The following is a 21,137-nucleotide window of genomic DNA, read 5'->3' on the forward strand; positions in this document are numbered from 1 at the left end:
GGAATAAATGTCTTTATTTGTAATCTATCATTCTTTCTCTTTTTTTTCAATTTCAACTAAAGCATTAGGCTTAGTGGCATTAATGAAATTTATGTGGTCTGTTTATACCGGTGTAGCCCCAGTGCAAACGTACGGATTAAAAAGTCTAGAGTCTCATCAGTGCTTAATGACATTCCAAATCCCCCTTTCTGCTCCAAATAAGAAAACCCATGTAAAATACTGCGAAGACTTCTAACAGCATGAAGGGCTTCATTTTCCGGAAGATGATACGGTTTTAACACATCTAGCACTAAAAACACAATGTTATCAGATGCTTTTTGTACTTCTTCATCCTGTATCCTTGGTGCTACCGTTGCCGTTGCTTCGTATATTCCCGGAGACTTTCTTACAAATGAAACGTATGCTTTACTTAGCCGATAAACAGCGTCTTCTGCAGAAGCATGTTCAACAGCACTTTTTAAAAGATGATATAACTGCTGCAGTCCACTTAAAGCCAGTTCTTTGCGCAGCTCTTCTAACCCTTTTATATGGTTATATAAAGACGGTGGACGAACATTTAATTCTTTGGCTAATGAAGCAATTGTAACAGCATAAAACCCTTCACGATTGGCCAAATTTTCACCTGTTTGAATCACCTTTTTGAAATCTAATCCTTGTCGTGGCGACATCCTTTCATCTCCTTTTTTCTATTTTTACTTTCGCTTGTTGTATTGCTTTTCCCATCAATTTTAGCGGCTGAGAAAGAATTCTTCCGTGTCCAACAGCAAGAAGTGACGGGTTTAGTTCATGTAGCTTTTCTGCACTTTTAAGCGCTAGCTCTTTGCTCCACGTTCCAAAGGCAGGAAACGGAAACAGCGGTTTTAACTGACCTGATACTGCAATTCCTCCTCGCACTTGGAACGAATCTCCGGCAATTAATGCGTTCGTTCTCTGGTCTAAAAAAGACATAGATCCAGGTGTATGTCCAGGTGTAAAAATAGGAGCAAGTGAGCCTATATAAGAATCTTCTTCGATGAAATGATCAATTTTAGTTGAAACCTTTCCTAGTTTTGGTATTCCTCCACGGATTGGGTTTTGAGGTTCTTCAGAATCGAGTGTGAAATCTCCTGAAAACAATCGATAATCTCTTTGCGACATATAAACAGAAGCATTCGGCAACCTTTTTTTCAAATTGTCAATCGCTCCGATGTGATCTTCATGAGTATGTGTAAAAACAATTCGAGTAATCGGTTTTCCAATTTGATCTGCAGCTTTCAAAATACCCGACGCGCTGTAAGGAAGAGCTGCATCAATTAATGTAAGACTGTCTTTCTCTTCGACTAAATAACAATTCACTGGAAAAAAGTGAGGCAAAAACGTCAGTTGATACAACATTTTCTCACGAACTATTCTCATTTCCTCATCCCCTATTATCAAAATAAAAACTAATGGTATTAGTTTTTATTTTAACTAATACCATTAGTTTTATCAATCATATATTGGAAAAAACAAAAAAAGTGTGAGACGTAACGAAATCAATTAAATCTAAAGACGAACAAATGGGATAAAGAAGCTCGTATGGTTCACCTGTTACACCGTCCCCACAAAAAAATCCGAATGCGTTTGATTCTTCATCAAGAATCAAACGCATTCGGATCTTCTTCCATAGTCTCTATTAAAATTAAACGTCTTTTCTTTCTCCTGTAGCAGCCACTACAATCGCACTGCCTTTCTTTAACTCTTCTTCATATTTTTTTGTTTCGTCTTTTGATAAGCCTAGTGAAGCCATTTTTGTTCGAAGCTCATCTTCTCTGGTTAAAAATAAACTCGCTGCTGAATGTAAAGGACCTTCTTCAGACAGTCGAATAATATTTGTGTCCGTTACTTCTGTTAAATTTTTAGAATTTTCCTTGTCATACGTAAACACGTATACTTCATCTCTCTCAAAACCTTTGTCTGCAAATTGATTAACTGCTTCGTTAATGTTTGCTCCTTTTTCTACTACTTCAACATGTTTCATTATTTATAACCTCCTGTTTCTATCGCACAACTTTCTTTTATACTTAGCAAAAGAATAAACTTCTTACTACTATATATACCCGTTTTCAGAAAGGAAAACCCGCATTTAGAGCTTTGCAGAGAGTTTGAATATCATTCCACATTATCCTTTAATAGAATGTATACCTCTTTTGCTTAACTTATTTGAAACAATCATTCAGCTTATTTTCAGCTACCATTCATAAGAAATTCATCTACATTGCTTATTATAAAAAAGGAAAAAGACGCTAATCAGGTACTTTATACGCATAATGAATGTCTGTGTCAGAGTAAGCCGGATATGAATGCAACCATTCATATCCGCTTTTTGTATGAAAGAACCTCTAACAACATCCTGTCCATACGTCTTACAACATACTATAATTCTCCATATTAACTAAAAATTCAGGTTATATAGGAGGTTACAAATGAACAGCCATCCACAGCCACAGTTAAAAAAAGAGTTAAAGATCCGGCATATCACCATGATTTCTCTTGGAGGAATTATCGGGGCAGGATTGTTTATCGGAAGCGGATCACTTATTAACACCGCTGGACCGGGATCTATTTTTTCGTACGCATTTGCTGGTTTGCTCGTTATTTTAGTCATGCGAATGCTTGGCGAAATGTCTACTGCCAATCCTTCCAGCGGTTCTTTTTCTACTTATGCAAAAGAAGCATTAGGCCCTTGGGCCGGCTACACGATTGGCTGGCTCTATTGGTTTTTCTGGGTTATCGTTATTGCTGTTGAAGCCATTGCAGGTGCAAATATTATTCAATACTGGTTCCCGTCTTTTCCGTCTTGGGGAGTAAGCCTGGCTCTTACTTTTTTATTAACGATGACCAATCTGTACTCTGTTAAATCTTTCGGAGAATTTGAATATTGGTTTTCCCTCATTAAAGTCGTCAGTATCGTTCTTTTTTTACTTTTAGGTATAGCTATTATTTGTGGATTCATTCCAGGAATTGATTCTCCCGGCACTTCCAACCTTTTGCACAAAGGCGGCTTTTTACCGAATGGAATTAGCTCTGTATTTTTAGGAATTGCCCTTGTCATGTTCTCTTTTATGGGAACAGAAATTGTCGCAACCGCAGCAGGTGAATCGTCTCAGCCTGAAAAAGCCATTACCATCGCGACCAATACCGTTATTTATCGCATTTTGTTTTTCTATTTAGGCTCTATTTTTATTTTAGTAACGGTTCTTCCGTGGAATTCGTCAAGCCTAATGAAAAGCCCATTTGTATCTATTCTTGAATTAGTGAATGTACCGGCCGCAGCTCAAATTATGAACTTTATTATTTTAACAGCCGTTCTTTCCTGTCTGAATTCTGGTCTGTATACAAGTTCTCGCATGCTGTTTTCCATGTCTCAAAACGGCGATGCGCCAAAAAGTTTTTCAAAATTAAATAAAAAAGGCGTGCCGGTTAGCGCGATATTAGCATGTACAGTTATCTCGTACATTAGCGTTATCTTTAACTATATTTCACCGGACAAAATCTTTTTGTTTTTAGTGAATGCGTCAGGCGGCGTAGCGCTTCTTGTATATCTTGTTATTGCATTTTCACAGATTAAAATGAGAAAAAAATATGAAAAAGAAAATCCCGAAGCATTAAAAATTAAAATGTGGTTATTTCCTTACTTAACTTACGCTACAATCCTTGCCATCACTAGTATTTTTATTGCCATGGCATTTATTGATTCATTACGTTCGCAGTTCTTCTTAACTCTTTTAATTGCTGTACTCGTCGTAGGTTCTTTTTTCTTTCAGCGTACCAAAATGACGAGCGGCTTAGCAGCAAAAGAAAATACATCAAAATAAAAGAGATTGAGACATAACTAAATGAATTCAATCTTAAGACGAACAAATGAGATAGATGAGCTGGACTGCTTATTACACCGCAGTTGATTTCCGTGCAAGGCTTCGCTTTCCGCGGGCTGCCGATGAGCCTCCTCGTCGCTTGTGCTCCTGCGGGGTCTCATCTGTTCCGCTGTTCCCACAGGAGTCTTCGCCTTGCCCTCCAATCACCTGCTAAAAGGAACGAAACAGATGAAACTATATTCACCATCAAAAAAAACGAACCACGAATCAAACATATTGATTAATGGTTCGTTTTTCACTTGGATTAAAATGCTTTTGTAGCAGCCTCTTTTTATTTAACGAGATAAATCTCCTACAATTTTTGTTCCGTGTAATTCAGCTGCTTTTGTTTCTTTTATAACCGCCTCTGCGTTGCCTTCATGAATTCCTCCGCCAGGCAAAATAATAATACGTTCGTTAGCATATGTGATCAATTCCCGGATCATATGAAGATTTTCCAAAGCAGATCCTTTCCCTCCTTTGGTCAAAATACGGTCTGCTCCCAATTCACTAAGTATATCAATAGCTTTGTATTTATCTTTAATCTCATCAAATGCCATATGAAACGTAACGCTTAAAGGATGAGCTTCTGCTATTAACTCTTTAGTGCGTCCATAATCGATTTCAGCTTCTTCTGTTAAAATGCCAAATACTACTCCGTTTACTCCAAGGTCTTTACATGTTTTAACGTCTTTTTTCATAATTTGAAATTCTGCTTCGGAATATATAAAATCACCGCTTCTTGGGCGAATAATTACGTTGATATCTGTATCAAGATGTTCGCTTACATATTGAATGGTGCCGTAACTTGGCGTAGTGCCTCCTTGACTGAGATTGTCACATAATTCAATGCGGTCTGCTTCTAGCTTTTCTGCTTTTTTTGCCTGCTCATACCCTTCTACACACGCTTCTTTTATGTACTTCATACTCTCAACTCCTTTATTGTCTCTATAAATAAAGCCCATCTTTAAAAAGATGGACTTCCTTCTGCTATTTAATTGCCTTATGAACTTTTAATTTCTTTCCTTTAATCGTTTTGTTTTTCATTGCTTGTAACACTTTTGGACCTTTTCCATTCAAAATCTCTACATAAGAGACATTTTCTTGGATCGTAATAATTCCAATATCGTCCGCGGTTACTCCGTCTAACTTCGCAATTGTTCCCACAAAATCAACCGCTCTAATTTTCTTTTTCTTTCCTCCGTTAAAATACAGCTTCATAATGTCTTTATTTAATGACTCGCTTTTATCTTTTTTAACTTCTGGACGCTCATTGATTTTTTCAGTAAAAGCGGATGCTGCCTGCTGTACTTCTTCTTTAGAAGGAGGAGTAGATGTTGGAATTGAAAAACCGATATATTCTTCAATTTCCGATAGCATTCTCTCTTCATAAGGCGTTACAAATGTGATAGCCTTTCCTTTTTTACCGGCACGTCCCGTTCTTCCTGTACGGTGAACGTAGCTTTCTTTTTCTAACGGAAGGTCGTAGTTAATAACGTGTGTGATATTATCAATATCAATTCCTCTCGCAGCTACATCTGTCGCCACTAAATAGCGGAATTTACCTTTTTTGAAATCATTCATAACCTCAAAACGGTCTTCTTGTACCATTGCCCCGTGAATTTTATCACAAGGATACCCAAGATCATCTAAATCATCTAACAGCGTATTTACCTGCTCTTGTGTGCGGCAAAAAATGATACAGCTGTCTGGGTTTTCTACTGTGGTTACGTCTTTCAGCAGTTCAAATTTACGTTCGTTTTCTACTGATATAACGGAATGGTCAATCGTACTTGTTGTTAATCCATTCGCTTTGATTTCAACATCAACCGGCTTTTTCATATACTTGCGAGAAAGCTCTTCAATATCTTCAGGAAGCGTAGCAGAGAAAAGCATCGTTACACGCTCACTAGGAAGATGTTGAATGATTGCTTCTACTTGGTCAATAAAACCCATATTTAGCATTTCATCTGCTTCATCAATAACCAAATAACGAATTTTCTCTAATGCAAGCGTTTCTTTTTCTATATGATCAAGCACTCGTCCAGGCGTACCTACAACAATATGTGTTTTTTGCTTTAATTCTACTTTTTGCTTAGCAAACGGTGATTTTCCGTAGACAGCTGCTGCTTTAATTCGCTTAAAACGGCCGATATTTGTAATATCTTCTTTTACCTGCGCGGCCAGCTCTCGTGTAGGTGTTAACACTAAGGCCTGGGGCTTATTTTCTTCCCAGTTAACTAATTCACACAGTGGAATGCCAAAGGAAGCCGTTTTTCCACTTCCTGTTTGAGACTTCACGACAACATCTCTTTCTTCTAGCGCGATGGGAAGCACCTTGCTTTGTACTTCCGTGGGATGATTGTATTGCAGGCTAGAAAGCGCCTTAGCTACCTTATCGCTAAGCCCATATTGACTAAAACTTCTTTGATTCATTTTGTACCCTCATTTATTTTAAATTAGTGATTATCTTTATCATGACCTGATGCACTATGTTTCATTATACTTTAATTCTTCTATACGCGCTCAAGATTTAATGTAGCATTGATTTGTCAAACAAAAGAGAAAAGCCGCTCTCTTATTAATAAGAAAACGGCTTTGGTATGAGCGATGAGGGATTCGAACCCCCGACCCCATCCCTGTCAAGGATGTATTCTCCCACTGAACTAATCGCTCGTGATATGTATTGACTATATTATAGAAAGAGTTATCCAATTTTGTCAACTATTTTTCCGCAGTTCCCAAGTTGGAAGGATCGTCTTTACTTTTGATAAAATAAAAACATGCCATAAAGGAGCGTGACGGGATGAAAGTACCAACTTTAAAAATTGACAGCCGTGTACTTCAAGGATTCGCTTTCAAAGAGACAATCGAAAAAGCGCTGTTACATGAACGTTCTGCTAAAGACAGAGAGAAATGATTCACTAAGAGGTGTATTTGATGAATATTAATTATTATTTTAGTCGGTTTTTAGCTAAGAAACCGGATAGCCCAACGTATGAAAGCTTAGCTGCTTTACAGAACAAACACATGCTTCATGTTCCTTTTGAGAACTTAGATGTTCTGTCTCAAACCCCTATTATAATTGATTTAGAACGAATTTTTCAAAAAGTAATTGTAAATTTGCGGGGAGGATTTTGCTACGAATTAAACGGTCTATTTGGCTGGCTATTAAAAGAAAGCGGATATGAAGTCTCTTACGTTTCAGCTACCGTCAAAAAACCCGACGGCACGTGGACCATTGAAGGAAGTCACGCTACAAATCTTGTGACGATTAAAAATCAGCCTTACATCGTAGACGTTGGGTTTGGAGATTCTGTGCGCAAGCCAATGCCTTTAAATGGCGAAGTAGTAAGAGATGTAAGCGGCTCTTATCGTATGACAAACGTTGCTGAGCATATGTACGATTTGCAGCGATGGGAAGATGATGTATGGAAAACGCTGTACCGTGTGTCTACGCTTCCTAAGAAACTGACTGACTTTACTCCCATGTGTGAGTTCAATCAAACGTCAGCCGATTCTCCGTTTGTACACAAACGTCTTGTTACAATCGCAACCCCTACAGGGCGCATTACCCTTTCCGGTGAAACTCTGACTGTAACAGATGGCGAAAAAAAGACGAAAAGGAACCTTTCAGAAGAAGAAATACCTGATATTTTACAAAATCATTTTTATATTATTAAAGGATTTTATTAATATGTCCTTATACGAAAAACCGGCCTCTTATGGGGCCGGTTTTTGTACAGGAGTAATCAGCCTGTTTTCTACAGGCGACTTTAAAATAATTGAGGTATTCACATTTCCATAAGGAATCAGTTCATCCACTAGCATTCTAAGTCCATCCATTCCAGACACGGCTGCTTTAATAAAGTAAGAAACCGGCCCCGTTACGCGATGACATTCAAGCACGTCTTCATTTTGCTCAATAAAGTCTTCAAATTCCTCCGGTTTTCTTTTTAATTCACTTACTTGAATAAACAGCTGTGTATCTCTTCCTAAAGCTTTCGGAGACACCGTAGCGCTGAAACGCTGGATCACCCCTCGTTCCTGAAGACGCTGAAGTCTTTCTGATACGCTTGGACGGCTAAGAGCCAGCTTTTTTGATAAATCACTAATCGTCATACGTCCGTCCCTTTGCAAAATAGACAATAGTTGTGCATCGATTTGATCCATACAAACCTTTCCTTTCAAAATGAATATAATAAATAAAATCTTTATTCAAGTTGATAACAGAACAAGTATTATTTCCTTCATTTATACATGTGTTTTCTTTATTTAATATCCTATCATTAAAGTAGATAATTGAAAATGAAAATTCCGAAAAAACAAACAAAGGGGTTTATTTATGAAAAAAGTTTTATGGATTATTCTTGGATGTACGATTGCAAGTATTGGTGTTCTTATCTTGCGGCACTCTCACGTAGTGACCGGGGGAACAGCTGGTCTGTCTCTTAGCTTGTCATATGCCCTTCCCTTATCGTTTGCCGTGATCTTTTTTCTCATTAATATTCCTTTTTATCTCTTTTCCTTCTTTCAAATGGGATGGAAATTTACCGCCACAACTATAGGATCAGTGTCTTTGCTATCGCTTCTCACTTCACTCGACCACTTGCTTCCTTCTTTTACACTTCCCAGCCTGATGGGTGCTGTTACGGGCGGACTAATTGCCGGCCTTGGCTTATCCATTTTATTTATGAACGGAGCTTCTCTCGGCGGTGCTAATATTCTAGCGTTATTCGCGCAGCGAAAATTCGGTTGGGATCCTGGAAAAGTGAATTTTTCATTTGATTTCCTTGTCGTGCTGTCGAGCATGTATTCAATTGGACTTTCAAAAGGAATTTTCTCTGTTATATCCATTGCGATTACAGGTTTTGTCATCAGCTACTTCAAACAAAAGATTGCTTTACACAATCAACCGACATCCGCTTCTTCCACACAGCCTTTAGATAATGCGCTTTCTAAATAAAAACCACGATTTAGCTGTGGCTAAATCGTGGTTTTTATTTACATTTTTTCTACTTTTATAAAATCAAATTGGGCTTCATACCCTTCTCCTTGAGGACTACAAGCATAAATACCAACTTGAACAGGTTCTTTGGTTGAGTTCAATAAGTGAGCGAGTCGGAGCTGAGTCCAAGAATCTCCATCACTTGAATAACAAACGGTGTAATCATCGTTTTTGCGCTGAATTTTAAAATAAAGCGCTGATTTGTTTTGAGTAAAATTTTGACTGGACCAATCTGAGAAGCCCTGGTTGGTTACGACTGCTCCTAATTGGTTAGGACCATCGGGATTGTATTCAACTGACGTTTTGATCCACGTATCTTTTGATACACGAATCATGAGACCTGCTTGATCGTAGCGATTAACTGGATATGTATGCACCTTTGTCATGATTTCAAAGTCGCCTTCTACTTCACGGTAAAGAAAGTGTCCATTGTCCGCTTCAAAGCCATAATGAGTACGCTGCCAAAAATCCGTTTTAGCGTCTGTTTTAATCACTAATCGATTCGTTTCTGTATCAATTTGAAATTGAGCTGGTGGACAATACCAAGAAACGTCTGAATCTAATTTTCCTTCTGAAAAGTTTGTGAAAAATACTAGTTGATTACTCACTCTCTGTCATTCCCTTCTTAGAAGCTATTATTCTTCTATTTCTATTTTGCCATAATTTAACGAATAAATAAAATATTTTGATTATTTTTCTTGTAAATTCTTTTCTTTCATAAAAAAATAAGACTCTTTTACATAGAGTAAAAGAGTCTTATTTTTAAATTAATGCATTTAGAATAAGTGCTCCTGCAAAAGCAATAAAGGATAGAAGCGTTTCCAGAACGGTCCATGTTTTGAACGTTTCTTTCACTGTTAATCCTAAATACTCCTTCACCATCCAGAAGCCAGCATCATTAACATGAGAGAACATTAGTGAACCCGCACCCGTAACGATAACAAGCAGTTCTAAGTTAACACCGGACATATGCTCAATGATTGGTGAGACAATACCAGCAGCTGTTGTTAATGCAACTGTTGCTGAACCTGTAGCAATACGGATTAATCCAGCAATTAAAAATGCAAGTACAAGTGGTGATAGAGATAGATGTTCAGACATTTGACCAATCGTTGTACCTACTCCGCTATCGATTAATACTTGTTTGAAGCCACCCCCTGCACCAATAATTAAGACAATAGATCCTACAGGAAGCAAACATTCTTCCGTTAGTTTTTTAATCACATCTTTTGTCATACCTTGACGTTTTCCAAGCAGGTAAAACGCTGCAAAACAAGCAATTAAAAGTGCAATTAATGGACTTCCTATTAATTCTACAAACTTCACTACGCCGCTTGGCAATCCGTTAATAACAGGTGCTATCGCTGCTAAGATCATTAATAGAACGGGCAGTAAAATGACAAAAAATGAAACGCCTGTACCAGGAAGATCTTTTGATGTTGTCGTAATACGAATTAGATCAGGTTCTCCTTCTGGAATCACTCGTTTGTGAACCCATTTTGCAAAAACTGGTCCAGCGATAACTGCAGCTGGAATTGAAATGATTAATGCGTATAAAAGCACTTTTCCCGTATTTGCTCCGTAAATACTAATAGCTGCCATCGCTCCTGGATGAGGAGGAACGAGACCGTGAACAATTGATAATCCTGCAATAACCGGCAGAGCAATCAATAATATATTTTGTTTTGTTGTTTTATGAATCGAAATAACTAAAGGCAGTAGAATTAAAATTCCTACTTCGAAGAAAACAGGAATACCAATAATGAAACCTGCTACTAGCATCGCCCATGGCAGTCTTTTCACACCGAATATTCTTACGAAATAATCCGCTACCTGCATGCCGGCACCTGAATCGGCCATCAGCTTACCTAAAATCGTTCCCAGCGCTAAAATTCCTACTAAGTGCCCTAAAACACCGCCCACTCCCGTTTCGTAAGCGCCAACAATTTTATCCATTGATAACCCAGAAGCAATTGCCAAAAACAAACTCGCAACCGTTAAACTAATAAACGCATGCCATTTAAAAACTGAAACACCTACAATAACAATAACAATTGCGGCAACTGTAATAGCTAATAAGTATGCATCCATCTTGCTTTCCACCTTCCCTTTAAGTAAACGCTTTCTCTATGTAGCAAAAAAGCTCTACACCCTGTGAATTTTTTAAAAAATAAGTTCCAATTATCGAAATCGTTTACATTAATTAATTTAGAAAACGATTTCATTTTTTTATTACTTAAATTATATGAAAAAAAAATTCTTAAATCAATAAAAAAACTCAAAAAAATTTTATCAATTTTCTTCCATACATTTTTAACATATAAAAAAATCCAATCATGTTAATGATTGGATTCACCTTATTTATTTGGTGATGGTTGGATCAGCTGTTTGACTGTCGATAATCGGTTTTTCGCTTGTTTTTAACGTTATTTCTTCATATTCCCCCGGCGCTAATACACTTTTATCTCCTCTCATGAGATACGTGTAAACGATGATAGAAATGAACAGGCCAAATGTCCAGGCATTATCCCATAAAAAACGCAGTCCAGGAATTAGTAAGCCTAAAACGGGTATGGCCACGCCAATTACTAATGCATAAATACCGTTTTTATTAAAACCTGTTGAATAACTGTAGCGACCGTTTACCTCATATAAATCCTTTAATGCCATCTGTCTCCTTCTTACAAGCCAGTAGTCAGCAATGGCGATGCCGTCTATAGGGCCAAGCAGTGCTCCGTATGTTCCAAGCCAGCCGAAAATATAGTTCCCGAAATTAGACATGATGTACCATGGCTGAAGTAAAATAGCAAAAATACCGGTCACTAGCGCCCCCATCGCAAACGTGATTTTCTTTGGATTCAGATTCTCAATTGCACGGGCTGGCGCGACAATGTTTGCTCCCACATTAATCGTTAAAGAAGAAAGCACGATAACGATTGTTCCTAAGAAAATGATAAATGGAGGGAATTTAGCTACTAACGCCACTGGATCCCAAATAGCTTCTCCAAATATAACGATTGTTGCTGAGGTAACAGCAATTCCAATAAATGAAAAAATACTCATCGTCAACGGCAAGGAAAAGGTTTGCGCAACCATTTGAGATTTCTGACTTCTAGCATATCGACAAAAATCAGGAATGTTCAAAGCGAGCGTCGCCCAAAATGCAATGACTCCGGTTAAAGCAGGGAAAAATATGGCTAGAAATTCTCTGGTTGATGTAAATTTAGAAGGCGCAGATAAAATGGGCCCCCACCCTCCCGAGTTGGTATAAGCCCATATAAAAAGAATAATAGCTGAAATACCAATAACTGGAGCAGCAATCGCTCCTAATACTTTAATCGCTTGCGGTCCTTTATATGCTACTCCTACATTTAAAAGCCAAAAAAGAGCAAATACAATGGCTGTATGACCAGCTAAACCATTCCAAGACGAAAACGAAGCGCTTAGAAGTGTATCAATTGCTTCCGTTCCAATCCATGTATTAATTCCAAACCACCCAGCAGCCACAATGGCCCTAGCCAGTGCTGGGATATGTGCTCCTTTATCTCCAAACCACAGGCGGGCAAATACTGGATAAGGAATGCCAAACTTGGTTCCAGCGTGAGAATTAAGCAAGATAGGAATAAGAACAATAACATTTCCTAAAAAGATTGTACCAATTGCTTGCCACCAGTTCATTCCAAGCGTCATCATTCCGCTCGCCATTGTGTAAGCTGGAATACACAGACACATCCCAATCCAAAGCGTGGCAAAGTTAACTCCTTTCCAAGAATGCTCTTTCATCGTAGTCGGACGTAAATCCTCATTCCAAAGGTCACTGCCGCTCAGCTGATTGTGCGTCTCATCTGTGAGCGTCACAATTCCATCTTGCTCAATTTGTGTTTTCATCCATAAAACCCCTTTTCATAAAATAAGTTCATTTCAAAAAACAAATTTTGTTTGAATTTTCTGAAATATAAAGGCGTTTGTGACGATTCCTTCTAGTATGTGATAAATACTAACGTTATCCCTTATTATATTTAATGCGAAACGGGGATACACTGGACAAATTGTAACATTATTTGAGGAAACTTTTATATATTGTGTAGTGTCAACTCTTTTGATTGTTAGATAACCTAACACACAAAAAATCATCGCTTGAAAGCTTCAAGCGATGATTTTTGAACTTAATGTACATATTTTTTTTGAAAAGCCGTAATGCTTTCGTACTCTTCTTTAAATAAGCGAGCCAAACGAATATAGATAGCCGTTAACTCTTTATATACTTCACTGTTTTCTTTGATTGGATAATGATGATTAGTCGCTCCAACCATATCAGAAACAACGTTTAATGAGTCAACTTCGCCAAGGCTATATAAGCCAAGGATAACTGCTCCTAGACATGAACTTTCAAAACTTTCCGGCACGGATACTTCTTGGTTAAAAATATCTGCCATCATTTGACGCCAAAGTGCGGAACGTGCAAATCCGCCTGTTGCCTGAATTTTTGTAGGCTCTCCAATTAACTCTTCAAGTGCCAATAACACCGTATACAAGTTAAAAATAACGCCCTCTAATACAGCACGAATCATATGTTCTTTTTTATGATGTAAACCTAGGCCAAAGAATGAACCTTTCGCATTTGCATCCCAAAGCGGCGCACGCTCTCCTGAAAGGTATGGGTGAAACAATAAGCCGTCTGCTCCCGGTTTCACTAAAGCTGCAATATCCGTTAATACTTCATACGGATCTTTTCCAAGGCGTTTAGCTGTTTCTACTTCGGATGCTCCAAACTGATCGCGAGCCCATCTAAAAATCATGCCTCCGTTATTTACAGGGCCGCCAATTACCCAGTGGTCTTCAGTTAACGCATAACAGAAAATACGACCTTTGGGATCAACTACTGGCTTGTCAGTCACTGCTCGAATAGCTCCGCTTGTCCCGATCGTCACAGCAACAACGCCTGGTTCAATTGCATTTACGCCTAAATTTGATAATACACCGTCACTTGCACCTACAATAAAGGGCGTATCTGGAAGTAAATGCATGTCAACTGCAAGCGCTGGGTTTAACCCTTTTAACTGATGCATTGTTGAAACAGGAGTGGATAACTGATCGGTTGTAACACCTGCTACTTTAAGTGCTTCTTCATCCCACGCAAGATTTTTCAGATTAAACAAACCCGTTGCTGATGCAATCGAATAGTCGATAACATATTCGTTAAACAACTTAAAGAATACATATTCTTTAATCGAAATAAACTTATGTGTTCCCTTCACTAATTCAGGCTGTTCATTAGAAAGCCATGTTAGCTTAGAAAGCGGCGACATCGGATGAATAGGCGTACCGGTACGCAAATAAATCTCATGACCATTGTATTCATTTTTAATTTTTTCCGTCCATTCTGCACTTCGATTATCCGCCCACGTGATACATTTTGTCAGCGGTTTTCCCTGCTGATCAACGGCAATAACACTGTGCATAGCTGAGCTGAATGAAACGCATAAAATATCATCAGGTTTTACATCGCTCGTTTTTACAACCGTTTGAATTGTACGTACAACTGCTTGAAAAATTTCTTCAGGATCTTGCTCAGCCATCGCGGGCGTCGGCGAGTATAGTGGATACTCAATCCCATGATTTGCAATGACTGTACCGTCTACTGAAAACAATACAGACTTTGTACTCGTTGTTCCGATATCTACACCTATTGCATATTTTTTGCTCATGCTGCTGTCCCCCTACTTTACTACTTTACTTATTTACAACACCGTGGCCGCCGAATTCATTTCGAAGTGCTGCTACAACTTTTCCTGTAAATGTATCTTCCTCTAATGAACGATAGCGCATCATTAACGATAAAGCAATAACAGGAGTTGCCGTTTGAAGATCAAGAGCAGTCTCTACGGTCCATTTCCCTTCGCCAGAAGACTGCATAACTCCTTTAATACTGTCTAGTTTAGGATCTTTTGAAAACGCATTTTCCGTTAGTTCCATTAACCAAGAACGAACAACAGATCCGTTATTCCAAACGCGTGCTACGGCTTCATAGTCGAAATCAAACTGACTTTTTTCCAGAACTTCAAATCCTTCAGCAATGGATTGCATCATTCCATATTCTACACCATTGTGAACCATTTTTAAAAAGTGACCGCTTCCGCTTTTACCTGCGTACATAAATCCATTTTCTACGCAAATATCATTAAAAACCGGTTCAATTGTACGGAATACTTCCGCATCTCCACCGATCATTGTACACGCTCCGTTTCTTGCACCTTCCATTCCGCCGCTTGTCCCTACATCAAAGAAGTAAATACCTTTTTCCTGAAGATCCTGAGCACGTCGAACAGATTCTTTATAATTAGAGTTTCCTCCATCTATTATAATATCTCCTTCTGACAGAAGTTCTTTTAGTTCTGTAATAACATTTTCCGTTACTTCTCCAGCCGGAACCATAATCCATACAACTTTAGGTGAAGGAGCAAGTTCATTAACTAACTCTTCAACAGTAAAGGCGCCAGTTGCTCCTTCATTTGCAAGTTTTTCTACCGCTTCTTTATTTACATCATAAGCTACTACTTCATGATGGTTGTCCATTAAATTTAATGATAAATTATATCCCATTTTTCCTAAACCGATTAATCCAATTTTCATTTTACAAACTCCCTTTGAAAAAAAATTTCACATTACCTCCATTATACGAATTATTTTTCATTTTGCAATCGTTTACAAGAAAATTTTTTTCACTCATATTTTTGTGCTATACTCTTTTTACTACTAAATTCGTGGAAAGGAACATCAGTTATGACGCAAAATTGCTTAGGAAAAATTCGTTCTCACTATGCTAGATTCAGTGAAAAAGAGAAAAAAATAGCAAATTATATTTTAGAACAGCCGGAACAAATTATTCACAGTACCATTAACGAAGTGGCAGACGATTTAAATGTAGCTGATGCAACAGTCTTTCGCTTTTGTAAACGAATTGGCTTCAAGGGCTATCAAGCGATGAAAATAGCGCTGGCTGCTGAAATTATGACGCCTATTCAGCAGATTCACGAGGAAATTGCTGAAACGGATAATGAAAAAACGATTGCTGAAAAAATCTTTCGCTCCAATGTGCGAACGCTTGAAAATACATTACAAATACTAGAAAGCAACGCTATTGAAAAAGCCGTCAAACTTCTTATGAAGGCGGATAAAGTTCAGTTTTATGGCACGGGTGGTTCTTCAGTAGTGGCTATGGATGCTTTTCATAAATTTGTTCGAACAGGAATTAAAACGTTTGCATTTATTGATTCCCACTTCCAGCTTATGTCCGCTTCTCAATTAACAAAACAGGATGTAGCGGTCGTGATTTCTCATTCTGGAACAAATAAAGACACGATGAACATTTTAAATACAGCAAAAGCGAACGGTGCCAAAACGATCGGTATTACGGGTTTTCCAAAATCTCCATTAAGCCAAAATGTCGATGTTTCTCTTTATACGAGTTCAGAAGAAACAGAATATCGATCTGAAGCTCTTGCCTCGAGAATTGGACAGCTAAGCCTCATTGATGCTTTGTACGTTAATGTAATGATTGCGAATAAAGATGCCTCTAAACACTCGCTTGAAAAAGTACGCGATGCCATTGCTGAAACTAGAATTTAACGTTTCGCTCTTATATATTCTTCAACTATAACATCAAACAGAGCATAGAATATATGCTCTGTTTAGTGCAGTTCTTCGCTTAAAATTTTCGAGTTTTAATTCTCATTTAACATTTTCTAAGTTGCTACATATGATAAAGCACAACTTTTAAAAAGTAGGTGAAGTGTGTATGGAGATTATCTATCGCACTGCAAAACTCGATGATTATACAGAAGTAAATAAAATATTAGGGGAATCACTAGAACTCCACGCAAATGCGCTTCCTTCTATGTTTGATAATCAAATGGCTGTTTTATCTCCCGAACAATATCAAGCTACTCTTTATTATGCAACCATTGATATTCTTGTAGCTCAATATCGAAATCAAATTATTGGGGCGTCTGTTGTTGAATTAAAATATAACCCTCCCACTACATTAGCTCCTCTTTCCTACACAGCGTACATCCAATATTTTGGCGTTAAGAAAGGCTTTCAAAATTATGGCGTAGGAAAAAGTCTTTTTTCTGCTACGAAACAGTGGGCTGTACAAAAAGGAGCAAATGACCTCCAGCTTACCGTATGGGCATTTAACGAGAAAGCACGTGCTTTCTATGAAAGTCTTGGGCTGAAAAACTTAAGCTACCTTATGACTACTTCACTACAGCCATAAATCGTTCCAATAACGGAGACTAGACACGTAGGTGATACGTGCCTAGTCTCCGTTATTCAAATAAAAGACTAAATCATTTCGACGTGTTAATTTACACAGCTTATATACATACTAAAAGAAGTTTATTACGTAGCCGGATTGCCTTCTTGCAGCTGTTCTTGTTCATCACGCTGACGATGAGCTAAACGACTTGCCGCACTAGAAGCTACGCTCGCTACTAAATCATCTAAAAAGGTATTAACTCCTTTTTCTTTTTTACAGTCCAGCTTTTCAATAATGCCTACTTTTACTTTATCTAAATAGCCAAAGGTCGTAACAGCGATACTGCCATAGGTTAAAACGGCACCTAAAGCAATCGTTTCATCAACACCAAACAACCCTTCGTCTTGTTCTACAATACTTTGAAGAGGTTCTGATAATTTATTTTGCTCAGCTAACTTATCAAGTTCGATTCCAACTAGAAGCGCATGCTGAATTTCTCTCTTTTGCAGTACTCTTTCTACGCTCTCAGCACATTCCTGAATGGTTAGAGCTGGATGATAAGGAAGCTGTAAATCATACACAATTTCAGCAATATCCAAAACTGTTACGCCACGCTCTTCTAGCAAATCAAATGTTGCCTTTGCTACTTCTTTGCTCGTTGGGATTTTTTTCGCTGTCATGTCTCTCTCTCCTTTTCAAGTTGTTGTCTCTCTTTATATTAAATTCGATGAGAGGCGCTAAAAACCTTTTTTGTTTCATCTACCTGAATTCATAAACTCGTCACATATCTCTTTACGCGCTCATTACATTTACTTGCTATAATGAAATTATCTAATCAGGAGGTTTGTCTACTGTGGAAGAAAAACAAAGTAAATTTAGCAGAGGCTTATTATTATTTTTCATTGGCGCAACAGCCCTTTTCTTTATCGTCTTAATCGTTCTGTTTCTCATGTCTACGTTTGGAAAAAGCGAAAAAGAAGCCGTGGCTCTTTTAGCAGGGAATCACTACGCTATCGTTAAGGAAGAGAATTCATATACTCTTTATGATCAAAAAGAAAACAAGCCTATTTTAGAAGATGTAAACGGCTATTTCGGTGCTCGCAATATCCGAAGTTATGTAAAAAATGACACAGAATTGGTTTCGATTGATGAAAAAGAAGAAGAATATACGAAGAAGCCTCTAGAAAAAGCCAGCCAAGCAGAAAAAGCTATGTTTAAAAAAATGAAAAAATTAGAGTAACCAAAAGCGCTTCAGTCGATTCTGAAGCGCTTTTTTAATGACGCATGCCTCTTTCTCGTCATTCGCTTAAAAATTCGTTACAATAAAATAAAGAACGGTTATTAGAAAATGTGTTACAATAAAGGTAACGCTTTCATTCAAATGCATAGGAGTCGATTATTCATGTCAGAAAGTAAGCGGAAGTTAGAAGAAATTTCTTTTTATAGTGACGCACTGCAAGAAGATGTCACGTTACTAGTCTATTTGCCGTCAAACTATTCTACGCTCTATAAGTATTCCTTACTTATTGCCCAAGACGGAAAAGATTATGTTATGTACGGACGAACACCTCGTTTAATTGATGATTTAATGAACGAGTCGGAAATCGATCGTACTATTTTTGTTGGAATTCCATATAAAAGCGTAGAAGACAGACGCGATAAGTATCATCCAGAAGGAAATCAAGTAGATGCCTACATTCGCTTTTTAGCACATGAACTTGTGCCATTTTTGGATAAAACATATCCTACATATCAAATGGGAAAATCACGTGTTCTAATTGGTGATTCGCTTGCTGCTACAGTTTCACTGCTGACGGCCATTGCGTATCCTCACACGTTCGGGAAAGTAATTATGCATTCTCCTTTCGTGAACGATGCTGTATTACAAACGGTCAACTCATTTGCTTCTCCTTCACTGCTGGATTTGTATCATGTTATTGGAACTGAAGAAACAGATGTCAAAACAACACAAGACGGTATATTGAATTTTATTGAGCCTAACCGCCTGTTGCACGAACAAATGAAGCAGCGTGGATATTCTGTTTTCTACGAAGAATTTAATGGAAATCATACGTGGAAATACTGGCAAAAAGACGTAAAGCGGTCGCTTCAATATATGTTGAAGTAGAAAGATATCATATTTTTTGAAAATTTGTTATAATAAGCTCGCTTTATACATATTTTATGATCTTACTTTGGAGGGATTTTTTATGAAATTTGGCGTTGTACTTTTTCCATCTAAAAAATTGCAAGATGTAGCGAATTCTTATCGAAAGCGCTATGATTCTCACTATTCATTAATTCCGCCTCATCTTACATTAAAAGAAGTCTTTGAAGCTACAGAAGACCAAATTGATGAAATTGCGGCTAACTTGCGTAAAATTGCCGAAGAAACAAATCCATTTACATTAAATGTAACGAAAGTAAGCTCATTTTCACCAGCCAATAACGTCATTTACTTAAAAGTGGAACAAAAGCCAGAACTGACGTCACTTTACAATAAACTTCATGAAGGCAATCTCGAACAGCCAACTGAGTATTCATTTATTCCACATATTACAATTGGTCAACGTCTTTCAGATGATGAGCACTTAGATGTGTATAGCCAGTTGAAGCTTGTAGATGTCGCTCATGAAGAAACAGTGGATCGCTTTCATTTAATGTACCAGCTTGAAAATGAAACATGGACTGTGTTTGAAACATTTCGTCTTGGAAAGGGATAAGATACGTGAACATCAAAGTACTAACGAACAAACAAGATCATTCTGACGCTTACTTCGTACGTCAAAAAGTATTTGTAGAAGAACAGCAGGTTGATGTAGAGCAAGAAATCGATGAATACGATTCCGAAGCCCTGCATTTAGTTGTATACAAAGGAACTGCACCAATTGGGGCAGGACGCTTCCGTATGGTAGAGGACTATGGAAAAGCCGAACGAATCTGCGTTCTTTCTTCTTATCGAAAAGACGGTGTAGGAAAGCTTTTGATGGATAAGTTAGAAGAGCTCGCAGCAGAGCACGAGATTGAAAAAATTAAGCTGCATGCTCAAACGCATGCGGAAGAATTTTATAAAAAGCTAGGCTACGTAACGGTTTCAGGTGAATTTATGGATGCTGGAATTCCACATGTAGAGATGGTAAAGAAACTAAGTAAAAAACACTAGGAATTGAACCTGGTGTTTTTGCTTTTTTAAAGGATAAGAACCTTTGCTTTGCTTATACTAATACCTAATCATGTGAATTAGGTGAAAATATGGATGAACTTATCGGAATTGCATTAGAACTCTTTATCGGATTTATCTGCTTGTTTATTTTAACTAAATTTTTAGGCAGAGCGACGATCACTCAGCTTACCACTTTTGATTTTATCTCTGCTCTTGTATTAGGAGAGTTAGTAGGAAATGCGCTATATGACTCAGAAGTAGGAATAGGCAAAATTTTATTTGCTGTTATCTTTTGGGGAGCGCTTATTTATGTCACCGAAGTTATTACTCAAAAAAATATTCGCCTGCGTTTGTTTTTAGAAGGACGGCCATCTATTATTATTCGAAAAGGGAAAATTTCCTACAAAGAACTTAGCAAAAATCGATTGGATATCGATCAGCTTCTTCATATGCTTCGTTCAAAAGACATATTTTCCATTCGTGAAGTTGAATATGCGATTTTAGAAACAGATGGATCACTAAGCGTATTGCCAAAATCTGATTATGCTAAGCCAACAAGAAGCGATCTACAGCTGCCTCCTTCTGAACCCGTTTTATCTATCGCCTTCGTCAGTGATGGACGTTTGCTTTTGAAAAACTTGATTCAGTCAGGCTTTGATGAAGACTGGCTAAAGACACAGTTAAAAAAACAAGGATTTACCGATTATAAACAGGTGCTTTATGCTGAATGGCAGCAGGGCAGTACTCTTTTTATTGAATCTTACTAAGATGTTTTTTACTTGTTCATTACTTTGTTAAAAAATCGTGAGCGCATTCATTCTGCGGCGTTCA

23 protein-coding genes and 1 tRNA gene are annotated in these 21,137 nt (G+C 37.8%); 10 read left to right on the plus strand and 14 right to left on the minus strand.

Annotated features, from left to right (window positions below):
* Positions 1-89: 89 nt before the first annotated feature.
* The 3 genes from ACFX40_RS05255 to ACFX40_RS05265 all read right to left on the minus strand — a co-directional run bounded on the left by ACFX40_RS05255 (position 90) and on the right by ACFX40_RS05265 (position 1,999).
* Positions 90-668: a TetR/AcrR family transcriptional regulator gene (locus ACFX40_RS05255; RefSeq protein WP_377237335.1), complete on the minus strand. Its 579-nt coding sequence runs from the start codon at positions 666-668 to the stop codon at positions 90-92.
* Positions 669-672: 4 nt separating this feature from the next.
* Complete coding sequence (locus ACFX40_RS05260) at positions 673-1,395, minus strand: MBL fold metallo-hydrolase (protein WP_375346469.1); 723 nt, start codon at positions 1,393-1,395, stop codon at positions 673-675.
* 265 nt (positions 1,396-1,660) lie between these two features.
* The gene (locus ACFX40_RS05265) at positions 1,661-1,999 is read right to left on the minus strand and encodes a YflT domain-containing protein (RefSeq protein ID WP_377254359.1); all 339 of its coding nucleotides are present in this window, start codon (positions 1,997-1,999) and stop codon (positions 1,661-1,663) included.
* 445 nt (positions 2,000-2,444) lie between these two features.
* On the opposite strand from ACFX40_RS05265, the gene ACFX40_RS05270 reads away from it, so the two are divergent.
* Entirely contained in the window at positions 2,445-3,836 is a 1,392-nt protein-coding gene (locus ACFX40_RS05270; RefSeq protein WP_098333824.1) for an amino acid permease, read from the plus strand.
* A gap of 72 nt (positions 3,837-3,908) precedes the next feature.
* On the opposite strand, the gene ACFX40_RS05275 is transcribed toward ACFX40_RS05270, so the two are convergent.
* The 4 genes from ACFX40_RS05275 to ACFX40_RS05290 form a co-directional block, all read right to left on the minus strand.
* Positions 3,909-4,043, minus strand: coding sequence for a hypothetical protein (locus ACFX40_RS05275; protein ID WP_377254362.1), 135 nt, complete (start codon positions 4,041-4,043; stop codon positions 3,909-3,911).
* Between the two features lie 128 nt (positions 4,044-4,171).
* Positions 4,172-4,801 (minus strand): copper homeostasis protein CutC, encoded by a 630-nt coding sequence (locus tag ACFX40_RS05280; protein WP_377237333.1) that lies wholly within the window; start codon positions 4,799-4,801, stop codon positions 4,172-4,174.
* 64 nt (positions 4,802-4,865) lie between these two features.
* Positions 4,866-6,311: a DEAD/DEAH box helicase gene (locus ACFX40_RS05285; protein WP_028407505.1), complete on the minus strand. Its 1,446-nt coding sequence runs from the start codon at positions 6,309-6,311 to the stop codon at positions 4,866-4,868.
* Positions 6,312-6,479: 168 nt separating this feature from the next.
* Positions 6,480-6,551, minus strand: a tRNA-Val gene (locus ACFX40_RS05290).
* Between the two features lie 264 nt (positions 6,552-6,815).
* Between ACFX40_RS05290 and ACFX40_RS05295 the strand changes: the two genes are divergently transcribed.
* Entirely contained in the window at positions 6,816-7,571 is a 756-nt protein-coding gene (locus tag ACFX40_RS05295) for an arylamine N-acetyltransferase family protein (protein ID WP_098248675.1), read from the plus strand.
* A gap of 27 nt (positions 7,572-7,598) precedes the next feature.
* Here ACFX40_RS05295 and ACFX40_RS05300 read toward each other — a convergent pair whose 3' ends face one another.
* The gene (locus ACFX40_RS05300; protein ID WP_377237332.1) at positions 7,599-8,048 is read right to left on the minus strand and encodes an Lrp/AsnC family transcriptional regulator; all 450 of its coding nucleotides are present in this window, start codon (positions 8,046-8,048) and stop codon (positions 7,599-7,601) included.
* Between the two features lie 172 nt (positions 8,049-8,220).
* Between ACFX40_RS05300 and ACFX40_RS05305 the strand changes: the two genes are divergently transcribed.
* Positions 8,221-8,841 carry a YitT family protein gene (locus ACFX40_RS05305; protein ID WP_028407503.1) on the plus strand — a complete coding sequence of 207 codons (621 nt, stop codon included), beginning with the start codon at positions 8,221-8,223 and terminating at the stop codon, positions 8,839-8,841.
* A gap of 38 nt (positions 8,842-8,879) precedes the next feature.
* On the opposite strand, the gene ACFX40_RS05310 is transcribed toward ACFX40_RS05305, so the two are convergent.
* The 5 genes from ACFX40_RS05310 to gnd form a co-directional block, all read right to left on the minus strand.
* Positions 8,880-9,491: a DUF1349 domain-containing protein gene (locus tag ACFX40_RS05310; protein WP_028407502.1), complete on the minus strand. Its 612-nt coding sequence runs from the start codon at positions 9,489-9,491 to the stop codon at positions 8,880-8,882.
* Between the two features lie 154 nt (positions 9,492-9,645).
* On the minus strand, positions 9,646-10,974 hold the full coding sequence (locus ACFX40_RS05315; protein ID WP_028407501.1) for a GntT/GntP/DsdX family permease: 1,329 nt from the start codon (positions 10,972-10,974) through the stop codon (positions 9,646-9,648).
* A 270-nt stretch (positions 10,975-11,244) separates the two neighbouring features.
* A complete protein-coding gene (locus ACFX40_RS05320; RefSeq protein ID WP_028407500.1) occupies positions 11,245-12,771 on the minus strand; it encodes an NCS1 family nucleobase:cation symporter-1 in 1,527 nt (508 codons plus the stop codon).
* A 278-nt stretch (positions 12,772-13,049) separates the two neighbouring features.
* Positions 13,050-14,591, minus strand: coding sequence for a gluconokinase (gene gntK / locus ACFX40_RS05325; protein WP_028407499.1), 1,542 nt, complete (start codon positions 14,589-14,591; stop codon positions 13,050-13,052).
* Positions 14,592-14,616: 25 nt separating this feature from the next.
* Positions 14,617-15,516, minus strand: a complete 900-nt coding sequence (gene gnd, locus ACFX40_RS05330) for a phosphogluconate dehydrogenase (NAD(+)-dependent, decarboxylating) (protein WP_028407498.1) — start codon at positions 15,514-15,516, stop codon at positions 14,617-14,619.
* A 150-nt stretch (positions 15,517-15,666) separates the two neighbouring features.
* Here gnd and ACFX40_RS05335 point away from each other — a divergent pair, with 150 nt between their 5' ends.
* The gene (locus ACFX40_RS05335; protein WP_013055460.1) at positions 15,667-16,512 is read left to right on the plus strand and encodes a MurR/RpiR family transcriptional regulator; all 846 of its coding nucleotides are present in this window, start codon (positions 15,667-15,669) and stop codon (positions 16,510-16,512) included.
* A 169-nt stretch (positions 16,513-16,681) separates the two neighbouring features.
* A complete protein-coding gene (locus ACFX40_RS05340) occupies positions 16,682-17,161 on the plus strand; it encodes a GNAT family N-acetyltransferase (RefSeq protein ID WP_025749861.1) in 480 nt (159 codons plus the stop codon).
* A gap of 125 nt (positions 17,162-17,286) precedes the next feature.
* On the opposite strand, the gene ACFX40_RS05345 is transcribed toward ACFX40_RS05340, so the two are convergent.
* On the minus strand, positions 17,287-17,823 hold the full coding sequence (locus ACFX40_RS05345; protein ID WP_013055458.1) for a phosphatidylglycerophosphatase A family protein: 537 nt from the start codon (positions 17,821-17,823) through the stop codon (positions 17,287-17,289).
* Positions 17,824-17,996: 173 nt separating this feature from the next.
* Between ACFX40_RS05345 and ACFX40_RS05350 the strand changes: the two genes are divergently transcribed.
* From ACFX40_RS05350 to ACFX40_RS05370, 5 genes are all read left to right on the plus strand, one after another.
* Complete coding sequence (locus tag ACFX40_RS05350; protein WP_028407497.1) at positions 17,997-18,383, plus strand: hypothetical protein; 387 nt, start codon at positions 17,997-17,999, stop codon at positions 18,381-18,383.
* A gap of 162 nt (positions 18,384-18,545) precedes the next feature.
* On the plus strand, positions 18,546-19,271 hold the full coding sequence (locus ACFX40_RS05355; protein WP_028407496.1) for an alpha/beta hydrolase: 726 nt from the start codon (positions 18,546-18,548) through the stop codon (positions 19,269-19,271).
* 82 nt (positions 19,272-19,353) lie between these two features.
* On the plus strand, positions 19,354-19,866 hold the full coding sequence (locus tag ACFX40_RS05360) for a YjcG family protein (protein ID WP_013055455.1): 513 nt from the start codon (positions 19,354-19,356) through the stop codon (positions 19,864-19,866).
* Positions 19,867-19,871: 5 nt separating this feature from the next.
* Positions 19,872-20,306 (plus strand): GNAT family N-acetyltransferase, encoded by a 435-nt coding sequence (locus ACFX40_RS05365; RefSeq protein WP_028407495.1) that lies wholly within the window; start codon positions 19,872-19,874, stop codon positions 20,304-20,306.
* 89 nt (positions 20,307-20,395) lie between these two features.
* Positions 20,396-21,073, plus strand: coding sequence for a DUF421 domain-containing protein (locus tag ACFX40_RS05370; protein WP_013081784.1), 678 nt, complete (start codon positions 20,396-20,398; stop codon positions 21,071-21,073).
* The last annotated feature ends 64 nt before the right edge of the window (positions 21,074-21,137 follow it).

This window comes from Priestia sp. YIM B13552, from assembly GCF_042787775.1.
GTDB lineage: Bacteria > Bacillota > Bacilli > Bacillales > Bacillaceae_H > Priestia > Priestia megaterium_E.

Bases quoted from the DNA above. Each gene is read 5' to 3' on its own strand.
- ACFX40_RS05265 (WP_377254359.1), bottom strand. From the start codon at position 1,999: ATGAAACATGTTGAAGTAGTAGAAAAAGGAGCAAACATTAACGAAGCA.
- ACFX40_RS05360 (WP_013055455.1), top strand. From the start codon at position 19,354: ATGAAATTTGGCGTTGTACTTTTTCCATCTAAAAAATTGCAAGATGTA.
- ACFX40_RS05305 (WP_028407503.1), top strand. From the start codon at position 8,221: ATGAAAAAAGTTTTATGGATTATTCTTGGATGTACGATTGCAAGTATT.
- gnd (WP_028407498.1), bottom strand. From the start codon at position 15,516: ATGAAAATTGGATTAATCGGTTTAGGAAAAATGGGATATAATTTATCA.
- ACFX40_RS05355 (WP_028407496.1), top strand. From the start codon at position 18,546: ATGTCAGAAAGTAAGCGGAAGTTAGAAGAAATTTCTTTTTATAGTGAC.
- ACFX40_RS05335 (WP_013055460.1), top strand. From the start codon at position 15,667: ATGACGCAAAATTGCTTAGGAAAAATTCGTTCTCACTATGCTAGATTC.
- ACFX40_RS05345 (WP_013055458.1), bottom strand. From the start codon at position 17,823: ATGACAGCGAAAAAAATCCCAACGAGCAAAGAAGTAGCAAAGGCAACA.
- ACFX40_RS05255 (WP_377237335.1), bottom strand. From the start codon at position 668: ATGTCGCCACGACAAGGATTAGATTTCAAAAAGGTGATTCAAACAGGT.
- ACFX40_RS05370 (WP_013081784.1), top strand. From the start codon at position 20,396: ATGGATGAACTTATCGGAATTGCATTAGAACTCTTTATCGGATTTATC.
- ACFX40_RS05270 (WP_098333824.1), top strand. From the start codon at position 2,445: ATGAACAGCCATCCACAGCCACAGTTAAAAAAAGAGTTAAAGATCCGG.
- ACFX40_RS05285 (WP_028407505.1), bottom strand. From the start codon at position 6,311: ATGAATCAAAGAAGTTTTAGTCAATATGGGCTTAGCGATAAGGTAGCT.
- ACFX40_RS05300 (WP_377237332.1), bottom strand. From the start codon at position 8,048: ATGGATCAAATCGATGCACAACTATTGTCTATTTTGCAAAGGGACGGA.
- gntK (WP_028407499.1), bottom strand. From the start codon at position 14,591: ATGAGCAAAAAATATGCAATAGGTGTAGATATCGGAACAACGAGTACA.
- ACFX40_RS05315 (WP_028407501.1), bottom strand. From the start codon at position 10,974: ATGGATGCATACTTATTAGCTATTACAGTTGCCGCAATTGTTATTGTT.
- ACFX40_RS05260 (WP_375346469.1), bottom strand. From the start codon at position 1,395: ATGAGAATAGTTCGTGAGAAAATGTTGTATCAACTGACGTTTTTGCCT.
- ACFX40_RS05340 (WP_025749861.1), top strand. From the start codon at position 16,682: ATGGAGATTATCTATCGCACTGCAAAACTCGATGATTATACAGAAGTA.
- ACFX40_RS05295 (WP_098248675.1), top strand. From the start codon at position 6,816: ATGAATATTAATTATTATTTTAGTCGGTTTTTAGCTAAGAAACCGGAT.
- ACFX40_RS05320 (WP_028407500.1), bottom strand. From the start codon at position 12,771: ATGAAAACACAAATTGAGCAAGATGGAATTGTGACGCTCACAGATGAG.
- ACFX40_RS05280 (WP_377237333.1), bottom strand. From the start codon at position 4,801: ATGAAGTACATAAAAGAAGCGTGTGTAGAAGGGTATGAGCAGGCAAAA.